This is a genomic window from Azospirillum baldaniorum (assembly GCF_003119195.2).
GTDB lineage: Bacteria > Pseudomonadota > Alphaproteobacteria > Azospirillales > Azospirillaceae > Azospirillum > Azospirillum baldaniorum.
Genome location: NZ_CP022255.1, coordinates 670,211 through 685,305, shown reverse-complemented (window position 1 = coordinate 685,305; position 15,095 = coordinate 670,211). Strand labels below are relative to the sequence as shown.

General features: G+C 68.1%; 12 protein-coding genes and 1 pseudogene. 7 read left to right on the top strand and 6 right to left on the bottom strand.

Translation table 11 applies throughout. The features are described 5' to 3' along the window. Window positions 1–43 precede the first annotated feature (43 nt). Window positions 44–1,330, top strand: a complete 1,287-nt coding sequence (locus tag Sp245p_RS25300; protein ID WP_014199523.1) for a DUF2478 domain-containing protein — start codon at window positions 44–46, stop codon at window positions 1,328–1,330. 274 nt (window positions 1,331–1,604) lie between these two features. On the opposite strand, the pseudogene Sp245p_RS25295 reads toward Sp245p_RS25300, so the two are convergent. Further along, window positions 1,605–2,372, bottom strand: a pseudogene (locus Sp245p_RS25295) (TolC family protein); the annotation flags it as partial. Window positions 2,373–2,893: 521 nt separating this feature from the next. Here Sp245p_RS25295 and Sp245p_RS25290 point away from each other — a divergent pair. After that, the gene (locus Sp245p_RS25290; RefSeq protein WP_014199526.1) at window positions 2,894–3,898 is read left to right on the top strand and encodes an IS481 family transposase; all 1,005 of its coding nucleotides are present in this window, start codon (window positions 2,894–2,896) and stop codon (window positions 3,896–3,898) included. Window positions 3,899–4,614: 716 nt separating this feature from the next. Here the strand turns inward: Sp245p_RS25290 and Sp245p_RS25285 are convergent. The 5 genes from Sp245p_RS25285 to Sp245p_RS25265 all read right to left on the bottom strand — a co-directional run bounded on the left by Sp245p_RS25285 (window position 4,615) and on the right by Sp245p_RS25265 (window position 10,240). After that, a complete protein-coding gene (locus Sp245p_RS25285; RefSeq protein ID WP_014199529.1) occupies window positions 4,615–6,537 on the bottom strand; it encodes a nitric oxide reductase activation protein NorD in 1,923 nt (640 codons plus the stop codon). Between the two features lie 26 nt (window positions 6,538–6,563). Next, the gene (locus tag Sp245p_RS25280) at window positions 6,564–7,376 is read right to left on the bottom strand and encodes a CbbQ/NirQ/NorQ/GpvN family protein (protein WP_014199530.1); all 813 of its coding nucleotides are present in this window, start codon (window positions 7,374–7,376) and stop codon (window positions 6,564–6,566) included. A 79-nt stretch (window positions 7,377–7,455) separates the two neighbouring features. Further along, window positions 7,456–8,808, bottom strand: coding sequence for a cbb3-type cytochrome c oxidase subunit I (locus Sp245p_RS25275; RefSeq protein WP_014199531.1), 1,353 nt, complete (start codon window positions 8,806–8,808; stop codon window positions 7,456–7,458). A gap of 16 nt (window positions 8,809–8,824) precedes the next feature. Continuing rightward, window positions 8,825–9,277, bottom strand: a complete 453-nt coding sequence (locus Sp245p_RS25270; RefSeq protein ID WP_014199532.1) for a c-type cytochrome — start codon at window positions 9,275–9,277, stop codon at window positions 8,825–8,827. Between the two features lie 213 nt (window positions 9,278–9,490). Further along, a complete protein-coding gene (locus Sp245p_RS25265) occupies window positions 9,491–10,240 on the bottom strand; it encodes a TrmB family transcriptional regulator (protein ID WP_014199533.1) in 750 nt (249 codons plus the stop codon). A 295-nt stretch (window positions 10,241–10,535) separates the two neighbouring features. On the opposite strand from Sp245p_RS25265, the gene Sp245p_RS25260 reads away from it, so the two are divergent. The 5 genes from Sp245p_RS25260 (at window position 10,536) to Sp245p_RS25240 (ending at window position 15,031) form a co-directional block, all read left to right on the top strand. Next, window positions 10,536–11,375, top strand: coding sequence for an ABC transporter permease (locus tag Sp245p_RS25260; RefSeq protein WP_014199534.1), 840 nt, complete (start codon window positions 10,536–10,538; stop codon window positions 11,373–11,375). A gap of 17 nt (window positions 11,376–11,392) precedes the next feature. Beyond that, complete coding sequence (locus Sp245p_RS25255; RefSeq protein WP_014199535.1) at window positions 11,393–12,235, top strand: ABC transporter ATP-binding protein; 843 nt, start codon at window positions 11,393–11,395, stop codon at window positions 12,233–12,235. Then, entirely contained in the window at window positions 12,232–13,290 is a 1,059-nt protein-coding gene (locus Sp245p_RS25250) for an ABC transporter substrate-binding protein (RefSeq protein WP_420867252.1), read from the top strand. The genes Sp245p_RS25255 and Sp245p_RS25250 overlap by 4 nt, the downstream gene beginning before the upstream one ends. Window positions 13,291–13,361: 71 nt before the next feature. Beyond that, window positions 13,362–14,063 (top strand): flavin reductase family protein, encoded by a 702-nt coding sequence (locus tag Sp245p_RS25245; protein ID WP_014199537.1) that lies wholly within the window; start codon window positions 13,362–13,364, stop codon window positions 14,061–14,063. Further along, window positions 14,060–15,031, top strand: coding sequence for a carbon-nitrogen hydrolase family protein (locus Sp245p_RS25240; protein ID WP_014199538.1), 972 nt, complete (start codon window positions 14,060–14,062; stop codon window positions 15,029–15,031). Before Sp245p_RS25245 ends, Sp245p_RS25240 begins: the two co-directional genes overlap by 4 nt. Window positions 15,032–15,095: the final 64 nt, after the last annotated feature.

The window sequence follows — 15,095 nt, the reverse complement described above, 5'->3', positions numbered from 1 at the left end:
CCGTCCCGGCCGCGCACCGCCACCCGCGGGAATGAGGTGACCCATGGACCGACCGACCATCACCATCCCAACCGCCGGGCCACCCGCCGCCCAGCCGTCACCGCCTTCGGGTCTCAACGCGGCGGCGTCTCCGGTGCCCTGGCTGAAGCCGGGCGTGGTGATGCACGACCCCTCCTTCCCCGTCGACCGGCTGCTCGCCGATTTCGCCCGAGCCGTGCAGGGACGGGGCTTCGCAGTCAAGGGCTTCGTTCAATGCAACCACCAGCCCGGTGAAGGCGCGGCGCCTCACATGGACCTGATGGATCTGTCGAACGGCAAGGTCATCAGGATCGATCAACACGCCGGTCCCCGCGGCGCCGGGATCGACATCGCGGTCGACACGCTGCGCCGGGCACTGCACGAACCCACCGACCTCGTGGTGGTCGGGCGCTTCGTTGCCCTGGAACGGGCGGGCCATGCGCTGGGCGACGCGGTGCGTGACGGCTTGTTGACCGGATTTCCGGTGCTCACGTCCGTCGCCGCCCGCTGCATGGCGAAATGGCAGAGCTTCTCGGGCCGCGAGGGCACGTTGCTGCCGGCAAGCGAGACGGCGCTGTGGCGCTGGTGGGGGCCGGACCGGCTCTATCCCGATCTGGTCCATGGCGTCGTGGACGGCGAGGTGCGGCGCATCGTCGTCGGGCCGCGCTGGCTGATGGTGGAAGGGGAACGAGGCACCGGGCTGGCCCACCTGTCCAAAGGCGGGGATGTGCTCCGTGCCCGGGCCGGGGTCTATCGGCGGCGGGGCCTGCGCGGCCTCGCGGCGCTGGCGCACGGCTGGGACCCGGCGGAGCGGGCACTGGCGGTGGCCGCCATCAACGCCTCCTACAATCGGCAGGACATGGATGCCCTTCCGGGCGACGGTCTGGATGACTTGGCCAGGGCGGACGGACGCACCGTTCTGATCGGCGCCATTCCCGGCTACCGCGACCGCATGCCCCGCGCGCAGGTCGTCGAAAGCAACCCGCGGGACGGTGAATTCCCCATGGCGGCCGCGGAATGTCTGCTGCCCGGCTGCACGACGGCAATCCTGTCGGCGGCCGGTCTCGTCAACCGCACGCTGCCTCGTCTGCTGTCCTTGGCCTGTCCCGCCCAAGTGGCGCTGACCGGGCCGGCGACGCCCCTGACCCCACGGCTTCACGCCTACGGTGTCGGAACGCTGGCGGGCTTTGTGGTGACCGATCCGGATGGTCTGGCCAACGCGATCGCCCAAGGTGCCAAACCCTGGGCCTTTGCTCCCTTCGGCCGGGTGGTGCATCGCCGCGGTGCGGTGTCCTCACCTATGACGGCGTGATGCCTCCAGAGGATCGGCGAAGAAAGCGGTCCGTACTCTGCTTCAACCCGATGGCAGTATATCATCGGCCGACGCCAAGAACTCCCCATGCCCCAATCTCAGCGACGGCTTCAAGGCCACCAGAACCTCAAGCTCAGCATCCTTGACGATGAGGCCGGCAGGAAAATCAGCACACCCTCGCGGAACTCCCACCAGAGGCCACTCTTCACCCTTCTCGTCAGCCGTCGGGTGCTTTTCACTTCGATTGTTTCGTGCTCAATCACAGATTGCTTGTTCAGCCACGTTTCGACGGTGACACGGCGCCAAGGGACGGAGTAGCGGGCTCGTCGTCGTCCATCGCGCCGCCCAGCGCCTTGTAAAGCGCAACCGCGTTGCCCAACTCGTCGCGACGCAGGTCCAGCAGGGCCTGCCACTCCGCATGGAGTTGGCGCTGGGAATCCAGCAGGTCCAACCGTCCCTCGACACCCGCACGGTAGCGCCGGCTGGAAAGCTCGACACGGCGCTCCGCGCTGGTGACCACGCGCGTCTGTGCTTCAATTTGGCGACGGAAAGTCGCCTGTCCCGCCAGACCATCGGCGACCTTGCGAAACGCGATCTGGATGGCGCACTCGTACTCGGCGACGGCGGCGGACTTGCGAAGTCCGGCCAAACGCAGTTCGGAGTTCAGCCGTCCGCCTTGGAACAGAGGCAGGGTGATCTGCGGCGCGAAGGTCCACGCCCCATGATCGGCACCGAACAGGCCGGCCATGGCCGGGCTGACGTAGCCCAGCGAGGTGGTCAGCGACAGACGCGGGAAGAACGCCGCCCGCGCCGCGCCAATGTCGGCGTTGGCCGCGATCAGAGCCTGCTCCGCCTGAAGAATGCCAAGCCGGCGAAGCAGCAAATCCGACGACAGGCCCGCCGGAGAGTGAAGCGTGACCGCCTGCCTTTCAAGCGGCAGGGCGTCCGGCAGGTCGGCTGGCGGTTCGACACCGATCAGGAGTTGCAGCGCGTTGCGAGCTTGTGCCACGGCTTGTGTCCGCGCCTCCAGATCGGCCTGGGCCGCGTCGGTTGGATGTTCACCCTGACCGCTACCGCTATAACCTGATCCGCCTGCCCAAGCTGCTGGCGGCGGCATAGTCATGCCCGGAGTCCGCCTAAACGGCGGCTCCGGGAGCCTCAGAGCAAGGAAAAGCGCCCAACCCGACAAAAGCGGGCGTAACAGACCCCAGTTTCAAGCTTCAGTGGGGGGAAAGAACGGCGTACCGGCCCGTTTTTCCGCGCCCTGCTAGGCTGTTTGATGGCGGAACGTTGTTGGGACCCGGTCTGTTGGGCCATTCAGGAATATGGCTGGTGGATCGAAAGGCGCTTGGGTCCTGCGCCACAGTAGGCCGGCTATTGGCGCAGTCCCGTCCGTCGTCGCCATGACAAGCCCAAAGCGCCCGCCGCGCGACGGCCGGTCAGCCCCACAGCCGCCTCCGGCGGTGGCCCGCCAGGGCCAGGGTTGACGGGCCGGACGCGGCGGGCATCATCCCGCGTGGCGGCGACGCTGAGCCTGTTCGGCCCCGACCGGGAGGAGCCGCCATGTACCACATCCATCCCAACGCCCGCACCACTCCGGCGGTACGCGCGGCCATCGCCGCCTCGACCGAACCCTCGGGCGTGCTGGCCAAGCGCTACGGCGTCAGCACCGAAACCATCCGCAAATGGCGCAGGCGTGGTTCCGAGGACATTCAGGATCACTCCTCGCGGCCCCAGCACCTGCGCTGGTGGGCCACCGAGGAAGAGCGCGCCATCGTCTGTGAGCTGCGCCGGAGCACCGGGTTCCCACTCGACGACCTCACGTTTACGGTGCGCCACTTCCTGCCCCGCCTCAACCGCGACGCCATCTACCGCATCCTGAAGGCCGAGGGCCTGGGGCGCCTGCCCGACCGCCCGACCGACGCGCCCAAGAAGGGCACCAAGCACTTCAAAGAGTACGACCTCGGCTTCCTGCACATCGACATCAAGCACCTGCCGATGCTGCACGTGATCGGCTCCGGGGCCCGCAAACGCTACCTCTACGTCGCCATCGACCGTGCCTCGCGCATGGTCCACCTGGCGGTCAAGGACGAGGAAACCGAGGCCTGCGCCACCGCCTTCCTCAGAGAGGCCGTGGCCGCCTTTCCCTTCACCATCACCCACGTGCTGACCGACCGCGGCAGTTGCTTCACCGCCGACGGCTTCGAGGCGGCCTGCCGCGCCCTGGGTGTGCAACACCGCACGACCAAGCCCTACACGCCGCAGACCAACGGCATGGTCGAACGCTTCAACGGCCGCATCGGACGGGAGGTTCTGATCATGTGCATCGGCACGCACAACGCCCTGGAGCGCCTGCTGCGCGGCTACAAGCTTGCCTACAATGCCCGCCGGCAACGCGTCCTCAAAGGCCACTCACCCGACGAGGTCATCCGCGAGCGCCTGAAGGCGAAACCCGAGCTGGCCAACCCCGCCTATCGACCTCCCGATCCCTGCTCCCTGACCAAAGCCAAGGTTGCCGCTCAGCTCGCGGTGTATGCCGCCAAGGACGTATCGCATCCTGACAACTAGGAAACCTGTGTGCAAGTGGGACTATCTGACGGGAAAATCCGGAGGTTAAGCGCCATGGAGGCGGTTGGTCGGCCGTCGAGCGTGCTGCCCGCAATCTCGGCACTGCGGCACGCTGGGCGCTGATCGATCTGCGCTTGGTCATCATGTCGTGACGGCCAGACGCCTGGAGGCCAGTTGGACCTTCGGCGCCGTCTTCGAATTGAGCGAAGCTATCGCCTTCATCACCGATGAACCAACCTTCTGGAACCCTACGTGACAGGACAGGCGTCCCAAAATGCGCAAACTGGAACATCCGCCGCAACGGCCCGAGGTCGGTTTCCAGCAGGGGATTGCTCCCCCCACATAATCGTCGGCAGACCGACGCGCTCCCATCCCAAAGGGACAACGCACCTCATCAATTCCGGGATGACGGCATGACCATGGGTCGCCAACTCGGTGAAGGCAGCTTCGAGATATGGCGATCCACACCGACCAGCCGGGCCGCTTCCGGACAACTCACTCCATCCGGAGCATGGGAAATGGCGAACATCCGTGCCGCCACCCGCCCATTGTTCCCTCGGCGCGCCAAGGCGCGCGACTCGCTGGCGCTCAGGTCTTTTCGGATCGGCAACGCCACTGGCATACGCTCCTCCTCGCGATGGGCAAGCGAATCGCGGATTGCCGGCGTTGGGGATCCCCCTCAGTGAGGCAGCGCTTCCGCTCACCGGTATAAGGGGCTACCCCACCACTTGCCGGTACAGCGCCGGCAGGGCCTTGGTCAGGTGCGTGACCTGCGGGAAGATCGCATAACCGCCCCGGCCGAACAGGTAGGGGAAATAGTCGCGCGCCTCGGCGTCCACGGTGATGCCGAACAGGGCGATGCCCTGGCGGCGGGCCTCCTGGATCGCCACGCGGGTGTCCTCTATGCCGTAGCGCCCCTCGTAATGGTCCACGTCGTTGGGCTTGCCGTCCGACAGCAGGATCAGCAGGCGGTGGCGGTTGGGCCGCTCCGCCAGACGCGCGGCGGCGTGGCGCAGCGCCGCTCCCATGCGGGTGTAATGGCCGGGCTTCAGCGCCTGGACACGCCGCTGCACCTGGGCGTTCAAGGGCTCGTCGAACTCCTTGACCGTCTGCACCCGCACCCAGTCGCGCTTCTTCGAGGTGAAGGCGAAGATGGCGTGCGGGTCGCCGCAGGCGTTCAGCCCGTTGGACAGGGCCAGCAAGGCTTCCTTCTCGACGTCCAGAACGCGGTGCCCGTCCACCCAGCCGTCGGTGGACAGCGAGGTGTCGACCAGCACCGCCACCGCCAGATCGCGCGCGGCGTTGCGCGCCGCCTGATAGACGCGGTCGCTGCCCGCCCCGCCCGCGCGCTGGTCAGCGCAGCGGCGCACCAGCGCGGTGAGGTCGAGGTCGTCGCCGTCCGGCTGGCCGGTGAAGACCATGCGCTTCGGGCGCAAGGCCTCGAACTGGCGACGGACCTGCCGGATTCGGCGCAGGGCGGCCTCGTCGGGCGCCCAGTCCTCACCGTCCTCCGGCGCCGGTTCGGCGACGACACGGCAATGGGCGGGGTGATAGGCGCGGCGGCGATGGTCCCATTCCGGATAGGTCAGCACCGCGGTCAGCGGCGCCGCGTCCACGGCGGCGGGCGCCAGATCGAGATCGAGTTTCAGCCGGGTCGAGGGCTTGCGCTGATGTTGGGCCAGCGCGATCTCCTCCATGTCATCGGCGGCCTGACGGGCGGCGTCCTCGTCGTCGTCATCGACCGGGCGGGGAATGTTCATCATCTCCGCCAAGCCGAAGATCTTTTCGAAGCGGTTCAGGATCAGCGGGTCCTCGCGCTGCACCTGATCGCTGTCGCGCCGCGTCGCCTTGCGACGCTGGCCGTCGCTTTCGGCGGATGGGGCTGCGGCGCCCTCCTCGGCCGCATCGGACACAGCTGGCGCACCGGACGGCGCGGGTCCCGAAACCTCGCCCCACAACGGCACCGGCAGGAAGGGCTTGTAGCCGGCCGGAGCGGTGAAGCGGTCCAACGGAATCGTCCCGTCCAGCACCGCGCCGCCGTCGCCGACACCCAGCAGAGCCAGCACCGCCGCCTCCACCATCGCCTCGTCCTTCGGCAGGGATCGCCGGGGCCGGACGGCGAGCAGCGCCGCGCACAGCTCACCATGCAGGCGGGCCAAACCCGGCCAGCGCCTGAGAACCCGGGCGGTGGTCGCCCGGGCCTGCCGCAGCGCCCGCACATCGGCTCGCAGCGGATCGGCCCGCAGCAGATCGGCGGCAGCCACGCCATCGGCCTCCGCGTGCGCGAAGTAGGCGGCCAGCCACTCATAGAGCCGCTCGTTCAACGCTGCGTCGGGAAACACGTCGAGCAGGGCGGGCAATTGCAGCACATCGCCGTCCAGCGCCGGCCGCTCCAGCCGCTCGGTGCCGAGGCCGATGCGCTCCAGCACCGACAGCCGGTGGCCGGAGGACGCCCGCGCCGCGGCGGCCAACCGCACGCCCCGGTCGCCGCCCAGCCCGCGGAAGAACACCGCCAGCCGGGGCCTGATCGCCTCCAGCGTCACCGCGGCATCCGGATGGTGTGGCAGGCTCGACCGGCCGCCGACCAGGCGGTGCCAGTGGCGGCCGATGAACTCCTCAGGCTCGAGCAGCGACAGCATGTGCGTTTCCCTTAGCCGAATTTCCCTTAGCCCAAGGCGATGTCGGCGACGCGCAGCAGCGCCTGCCGCACGTCGGCGTCGTCGGTCAGCGGCTCGATCAGCGCGGTGCGGATCGCCCGCTCGGGCTTGACGCCGGAGCGGATCAGCGTGGCGCAGTAGACGAGCAGGCGGGTGGAGACGCCTTCCTCAAGGTCCTGGCCCTTCAGGGCGCGCAGCGCCCCGGCCAGCCGGACCAGCGGGGCGACGCGCCCCTCCGGCAGGCCGCTCTCGCGGGCGACGATGACGGCCTCGTCCTCCGGCGCCGGGAAGTCGAATTCGATGGCGAGGAAACGCTGGCGGGTGCTGGGCTTCAGGGTCTTCAGGACGTTCTGGTAACCGGGGTTGTAGGAGGCGACCAGCATGAAGTCGTCGGGCGCCTCCAGCAGTTCGCCAGTGCGGTCGAGCGGCAGCAGGCGGCGGTCGTCGGTCAGCGGGTGGAGCACGACGGTCACGTCCTTGCGCGCCTCCACCACCTCGTCGAGGTAGCAGACGGCGCCCTCGCGCACGGCGCGGGTCAGCGGGCCGTCCGCCCACACCGTGTCGCCACCCTTCAGCAGGTAACGCCCGGTCAGGTCGGCGGCGGTCAGGTCGTCGTGGCAGGACACGGTGTAGAGGGGACGACCCAGCCGGGCCGCCATGTGCGAGACGAAGCGCGTCTTGCCGCAGCCCGTCGGCCCCTTCAGCAGCAGCGGCAGGCGGTGGCGGAAGGCGTGCTCGAACAGCTCGCACTCGTCGCCGACGGCCTTGTAGTAGGGGATGTCGAGGTCGTCCGCGACGGCCTTCAGGGCGCTGCGGGTCATGGGTGTCTCCTCGAAAGCGAGCGGAAGGCGGGAATGAGAGGTCCCCTCCCCCGGCGCGCGGAGGAGGGGAAGGTCCTGATCACTCGGCGGGCTGCACGGCGGCGCCGATCCCGGTGGTCTTGCGGGACGCGGGCACCGGCCCGAGCAGGGCGTAGAGATAGAGGACGGCGCCGATGAACACCGCCGCACCGGCGGCCAGACGCACCCAGTAGAAGGGGGCGATCTCCGCCTGGACGGTCATGTAATCCATGCCCATCACGCGCTGCAGGTGGACCTGCACGACCCCGGCGAAGGTCAGGGCGAAGGTCATCACCGTCATGCCGCCGGTCATCAACCAGAAGCTGGCCTTGTTGAGGGTCTGGTGGTAGGGCGCGACGCCGCGCAGATGCGGCATGGCGTAGCTGAAGATGGCGAGGTTGATCATCACATAGGCGCCGAAGAAGGCGAGATGCCCGTGCGCCGCCGTCACCTGCGTGCCGTGGGTGTAGTAGTTGACCCAGGACAGCGTGTGCAGGAAGCCCCAGACGCCGGCGCCGAAGAAGGCCGTCACCGCGCAGCCGACCGACCACAGCAGGGCGGCCTTGTTCGGGTGATCGCGCCCGCCCTTCAGCACCATCTTCACCGCGAAGACGACCATGAAGAAGAAGGGGGCGACCTCCAGCGTCGAGAACAGCGAGCCGATCCACTGCCAGTAGCCCGGCGTGCCGATCCAGTAGTAATGGTGCCCGGTGCCCAGCAGGCCGGAGAAGAGGGCGAGGCCGACAATGGCGTAGAGCCACTTCTCGACGATCTCGCGGTCGACGCCGGTCATCTTGATCATCAGGAAGGCGAGGATCGAGGCCATCACCAGCTCCCACACACCCTCGACCCAGAGATGGACGACGTACCACCAGTACATCTTGTCCAGCGCGAGGTTGGTCGGGTTGTAGAAGGAGAACAGGAAGAACAGCGCGATGCCCCACAGCCCCATCACCAGGATGTTGGTGATGACCGTGCGCCGGCCCTTCAGCACCGTCATGGAGATGTTGTAGAGGAACATCAGCGCGACGACGACGATGGCGACCTTGATCCACGTCGGCTGTTCCAGGAACTCCCGGCCCTCATGGATGCGAAAGACGTAGCCGACGACGGCGGCCAGCGCGCCGAACATGAACAGGCCGAACTGGATGTAGGCCAGCTTCGGGCTGTGCAGCTCGCGCTCCGCCTCCTCGGGGATCAGGTAGTAGGCAGCACCGAAGAAACCCATCAGAAGCCAGACGATCAGTGCGTTCGTGTGGATCATCCGCAGGATGTTGAAGGGAAGCAGTTCCGACAGGACGTTGGGCAGCACATAGACCGTGCCGGCCAGCAGGCCGACCAGGAGCTGAACGCCGAACAGCGCCAGCGCGCCGTAGAAGTAGGGCAGCGCGACCTTTTGGGATTCGTATTTCATGGCCTTTCGTCCTTCGTCAGCCGGAAATCTTGGGCGGCCAGTTCTGGGTGTTGATGCGGCTGGTCCACTCCAGGAATGCGGCGAGGTCGTTGACCTCCTGCTCCGTCAGGTGGAACTGCGGCATCTGGCGGCGGCCCTCGATGCCGCTGGGCTGGGCGGCCATCCAGCCGGCCAACGCGGCGCGCGCGCCCTCCGGGTCCTTGTCGCCGCCGTAGCGGATCCAGACATTGCCCAGTTCCGGCGCGAAATAGGCGCCCTCGCCCAGCAGCGTGTGGCAGTTGATGCAGGAGTTCTTCTCCCACACATGCTTGCCGCGGGCGACGCTGTCGGTCAGCCCCTTGCTGTCGGTGCCGGTGTTGACGACGTAGATGTGGCTTGCCGCCGTCAGCGAGACGAAGGCGGCGAAGAAGAAGAGCGACCCGCCGTAAAAAATGTTTCGGGCGGCCGCTTTGGTGAAGCGTTCCGTCATGCGTTCGTTTCTCCTGGGTCAGGCCCCCGAGTCAGACCTTCGTGGAACGGAGGGGCCTCGAGCGGCGTTGGCCGTGCGCCATGCCGGAGAAAGTTGACTGATTTGGTGCGACTATCCTTGACGGCGGTCAAGCGGACGGCCGCGGCCCGGATTTGAGGGTTGTGTGAAAAAGCGGGCGCCGGGCCAACCCGGCGCTTCCCGCGGCCGGCGCGCTCAGGGAATGGTCGGCGCCGGGGTGCTCAGGCTCCACATGGCGTCGAACATGGACGCCTGGAAGGCCGCGAAATCGGCGCTGTCGAGGATCAGGCCGTAGCTCTCGCGGCCCGACGAGATGACCGAAACCTTGCTGCCGTGGATGAAGCAGGTCATCGCGAGGTTGTAGGTGGCGGGCGCGTAGCGCAGTTCGCGCCGCTCCTCCTGGCTCGACGGCCAGATCGGCGCGATGTCGCGCTCCTCCGAGCGGATCACCCGCAGCCAGATGCCGCGCCGCGCCCGCTCCTTCAAATAGCGCTCCATCTCCTCCAGCCCCGGCTCGACCATCAGCTCCCGCATGGACAGGGTGGCGCGCAGTTCCTTCTCGTCGCCGCTCAGCGTCTCCCACAGGACGGTGCGGATGCCTTCGGGGCCGGGGTGGAAGCGGACGTTCGGCTGGCCGTTCTCGTGATGGTACATCGACCGCAGGACCGGCATCACGTCTTCGAGCATCTGCCGCCGGGCCTCGCTGCGCTCCAGCAGGATGCCCGGGTCCTGGGCGACCACGAAGCGGCGCTTGCCGTGATCGACGAAGCGGACGAGCCCCTCCGCCTCCAGCTTGGCGAGAGCGTCGTGCGCCGTGGTGCGGGCCATGCCGGCGCCTGCGGCCACCTCCGTGACGGAGCCGCCGCCAAGGCGGATCGTCGTCAGATAGAGCTTGTAGAGCGTCCCCGATATGCCGATCCGGGACAGCTTCTCCTCCAGATTCACCCACGTGCTCCCTTTTGAATCGCGTCGCAACATGCCCGATTCCGCGCCACCCGTCCATCGTCGGTTTCTGCCGATAAATTGCCGACATTCGACATTACCACTTTGGCAGAAAGGCGACAAAATGGGCTTTTATCCCGCCATATGCCCGTTAAAACGGCAAGTTTTGGGCTGCCAAGCGTCATTCATTTGTATTTTTCGAATTGACGGATTTTTCCGACACTGTCATCGTTTTGTCGTCGTCCAAGGACGCTGACGTCCCGCGAGACGGCGCCGAACGGTGGAACGAGGGAAGGTGATGGAAGCGAACACGAAAGCCCATGCGGCGGCACCGCCTTTCATGCAGAGGGCGCCGCGCCGCGCCGTGAGTCCCCGCATTCTGACGGACCGGTCCTTCCGCGCGGCGATGGGCCTCACGGCCTTCTTCGCCGTCTGGCAGGCGCTGACCTCGCTCGGCGTCATCGATGCCTTCCTGCTGCCGTCGCCGATCGCGGTGGCAGGGGCGCTGTGGGACATGGCGCTCGACGGCTCGCTGTGGGTCCATCTCGGCGCCAGCCTGCAGCGGGTGGCCGTCGGCTTCGCGCTCGCCTGCGTCGTCGGCATGGCGCTCGGGCTGATGTGCGGCTGGTGGCGCGGCGTCGCGGACTTCGTGCGGCCGGTGGTCGAGGCGCTGCGCCCCATCCCGCCGCTCGCCTGGATCCCGATCACCATTCTGTGGTTCGGGCTCGGTGACGCCGCGTCCTACTTCCTGGTCTTCCTCGGCGCCGTCTTCCCCGCCTTCGTCGCCACCTACACGGCGGTGCGCGGCCTCGACCGGAACCAGATGAACGCGGCGCTCTGCCTCGGCGCGACGCCCTGGCAGCTGTTCACCGACGTGCTGATCCCCGCCTCCCTGCCGATCATCCTGCCGGGGCTGCGGATCGCGCTGGGCGTGGGCTGGATGTGCGTGGTGACCGCCGAGCTGATCGCCGCGCAGACCGGCCTCGGCTACCTGATCCAGCAGTCGCGCATGCTGTTCCAGATCAACAACGTCGTTGCGGGCATGGTGGCCATCGGTCTCGTCGGCTTCGCCATGTCCGCCGTCCTCGAGCGGATCGAGCGTCGGGTGAACGCCTGGGCGCCTTCCGAGCGCAATTGAGCAGGAGGCGAAGGAACATGGCCGCCAACACCGCACTCAAGACCCCCGCCCCGCCCTCCGGCACGCCGCAGGCCCAGCCGGCCGACATCCAGATCGACATCCGGAATCTGGGCAAGGTCTATGGCGGAACCTCGTCCGACAACATGGTGGTCGCGCTCGACGGGGTCGATCTGCGCATCCGCCGCGGCGAGTTCATCTCGCTGCTCGGCCCCTCGGGCTGCGGGAAATCGACCCTGCTCGGCATCGTCGCCGGCTTCCAGTCGGCGTCGAGCGGGACGCTCCTGCAGAACGGGCGCCCCATCGTCAAGCCGGACCCGTCGCGCACGGTCGTCTTCCAGGACTACGCGCTGTTCGGCTGGATGACCGTGCAGCAGAACGTGGAGTTCGGCCTGAAGGCCAAGGGCATGGCGAAGAAGCAGCGCGCGGAGATCGCCCGCTCGCTGATCGACATGGTCCGGCTGACCGGCTTCGAGGAGAAGTACCCGCACCAGATCTCCGGCGGCATGAAGCAGCGGGCGGCCATCGCCCGCGCGCTCGCCCCGGACCCCGACATCCTGCTGATGGACGAGCCGTTCGGCGCGCTGGACGCGCAGACCCGCGTGCTTCTGCAGGAGGAGATCGCCCGCATTTCGTCCGAGGCCGGCAAGACGGTGATCTTCGTCACCCACGGCATCGACGAGGCGGTGTTCCTGGCCGACCGCGTGGTGGTGATGAGCCCGCGGCCCGGCCGGGTGCGCGAGGAGGTCACCGTGCCGCTGCCGCGGCCCCGCACGGCCGAGATGCGCTCCGATCCCTGGTTCGTCTCCACGGTCAACGACCTGTGGGAGACCCTGAAACCCGAATGGCAAAAAGGGGAATGAACGTGACCTCGACACTCTCGCGCCGTCGTTTCGGCCAGCTCGCCGCCGGCATCGCCGCCGCCGCAACCCTCGCCAAGCCGGCGATCCTCCGCGCGCAGGGCGCGGACGTCGTCAAGATGGGCTGGTTCAACACCACCACCGTGTCGGCCCAAATCGCCCATGTGCTGATGCGCACCGACATCGCGGCCCGCAACGGCCTGCGCATGAACATGATCCAGCTCAACGCCTCGCCGGCGGTGAACGAGGCGATCGTGTCGAACGCGGCCGACGTCGGCACGCTGTCCGACTTCGCCGCCGTCACCACCATGGCCGTCGGTGCGCCGGTCACCACCATCGCCTCGCAGGCGCGCTTCCGCTCGGCCGTGCTGGTGACCAAGAAGTCGGGGATCACCGACGTCGCCGGGCTGAAGGGCAAGCAGGTCTACGGCACCTTCGGCATCACGGCCTTCCAGAACGCCCAGGAGGCGATGATCAAGGCCGGCCTCACCCCCGGCCGCGACATGACCTTCGTCAATGTCGGGCCGGCGGAGCTGGCCGACGCGGTGGGCGCGCAACGGATCGACGCCTTCTTCACCTACGACCCGTTCGTGAGCTTCTTCGAGAACGCGGGCTTCGCCCAGGTCGTTTCGGAGAATCTGACCCCGGTCATCGTGCTGACCGCGAACAACCGCTTCTTCAAGGACCGGCCCGAGGTGGCGGAGCGCTTCCTGCTCGCCAACTCCCAGGCGCTGTACTTCGCCAGCCAGAACCACGACCTCGTCAACGGCTGGTTCCGCTCGCTGGAGCCGGCGAAGAACATCCCGGAGGCCGTGCTGGAAAAGGCGTCGGGCTACGACCCCGCCTGGAACGCCAAGGCGCCCACCGACATCAAGGCGGCGCTCTCCGACGAGCAGATCAAAAAGCTGAACCAGCTCGCCGAATGGGGCGTCGAGGCGAAGCTGCTGCCGCGCCTGCCGGACGTTTCGAAGTTCGTCGACACGACCATCGCCGGCAAGGTGGACGCCGCCTTCGCCGCCCAGAACTTCGATCCGAAGACGGTCAAGATCGTCGGCTGATCGGCCGGCGATCCCGACGCATCGTGCAGGACGGGGCGGCGGCCGTGCCGGGCCGCGCCAAAGGAGACTTCATGACCTTACGACTTGACGACGCCCCCGCCCCTCCAACGCGCCATTTCGATTTCGCCACGTTGCCGGCACCCGACCGCTACCGCCTTCTGACCGCCGCGGTCCTGCCACGGCCGATCGCCTGGGCGGTCACCCGCTCGGCCGAGGGACGGGTGAACGCGGCCCCCTATTCCTTCTTCAACGTCTTCGGCTCCGACCGGCCGGTGGTCTGTCTCGGCGTGCTGGCACGCCCGGACCGGCCGAAGGACACGGTGGTCAACATCCGGGAGACCCGCGAGTTCGTGATCAACCTCGTCCCCTTCGCGCTGGCGGAGGCGATGAACCTCACCTGCGTGGAGGCGCCGCCCGAGGTGGACGAGACCCGGCTCGCCGGGCTCGCCACCCTGCCGAGCGTTGCGGTCCGGCCGCCGCGCATCGCCGCATCGCCGGTCGCCTTCGAATGCCGTCTGATCCACGAGTTCGAAAGCGGCCCCGGACAGTGGCTGTTCGTGGGCGAGGTGCTGCACGCCCATGTCGCGACGCGCGTCCTGACCGGCAACCCCGAACGCCCCCGCATCGACCATGAGGCGCTCGACCTCGTCGCCCGCATGCACGGCCCCTCGGCCTATCTGCGCACCCGCGACGTCTTCGATCTGGTCCGGCCGGTCTGGGCCGACACCGCGCCTCAACCCACCGAAACACACTGCAAGGAACGACAAGCATGACCAAGGTTAAAGTGGCCGCGGTGCAGGCGGCGACGGTGCCGTTCGACGCCGCCGCGGCGACCGCCCGCACGGTCGACCTGATCGCCGAGGCGGCGTCCACCGGCGCGTCGCTCGCCGTCTTCCCCGAAGCCTTCATCGGCGGCTACCCGAAGGGGCTCGACTTCGGCTGCTCGATCGGCCGGCGCACGGCGGAGGGGCGCGCCGACTTCGCCCGCTACGTCCGCGGCGCGATCACGGTGCCGGGCCCGGAGACCGAGACGCTGTCGGCCGCCTGCGCGCGGCACGGCATCCACGCGGTCGTCGGCGTCATCGAGCGCGACGGCGGGACGCTCTACTGCACGGTGCTCTACCTGTCGCCGGACGGCCGGATGGGCAAGCACCGCAAGGTGATGCCGACCGGGTCGGAGCGGCTGGTCTGGGGGTTCGGCGACGGCTCGACCCTCACCGTCATGGACACGCCGTTCGGCCGTGTCGGCGGCGCCATCTGCTGGGAGCATTACATGCCGCTGATGCGCGCGGCCTACTACGCCAAGGGCGTCCAGCTCTGGGCGGCGCCGACGGCGGACGACCGCGAAAGCTGGATCGCCACCATGCGCCACGTCGCCATGGAGGGGCGCTGCTTCGTGATCGGCGCCTGCCAGGTGATGCGCCGCTCGGACTTCCCGGCGGACTACGCGAGCCGCATCGACGCCGGGCCGGACGAGTGGATGATGCACGGCCGCTCGGTCATCGTCGGGCCGCTCGGCGAGATCCTCGCCGGCCCGCTGGTCGACGCGGAGGGCATCCTGACCGCCGAGGTGGACGTCGAGGATCTGGTCGGCGCCAAGCTCGATTTCGATCCGGTGGGCCATTACGCGCGGCCGGACCTGTTCAGCATGCGCGTCGACGAGACCCCGCGCGCGCCGGTCGCCACGGTGCGCGAGACCGCCCTTCCGGAGCGCAACGAGGCGGTCGAAGAGGTGGCCTGACGGGCGAAGTGATCGCATTCAAATCCCCTCTCCCCTCTGAGGAGAGGGTTAGGGTGAGGGGGTT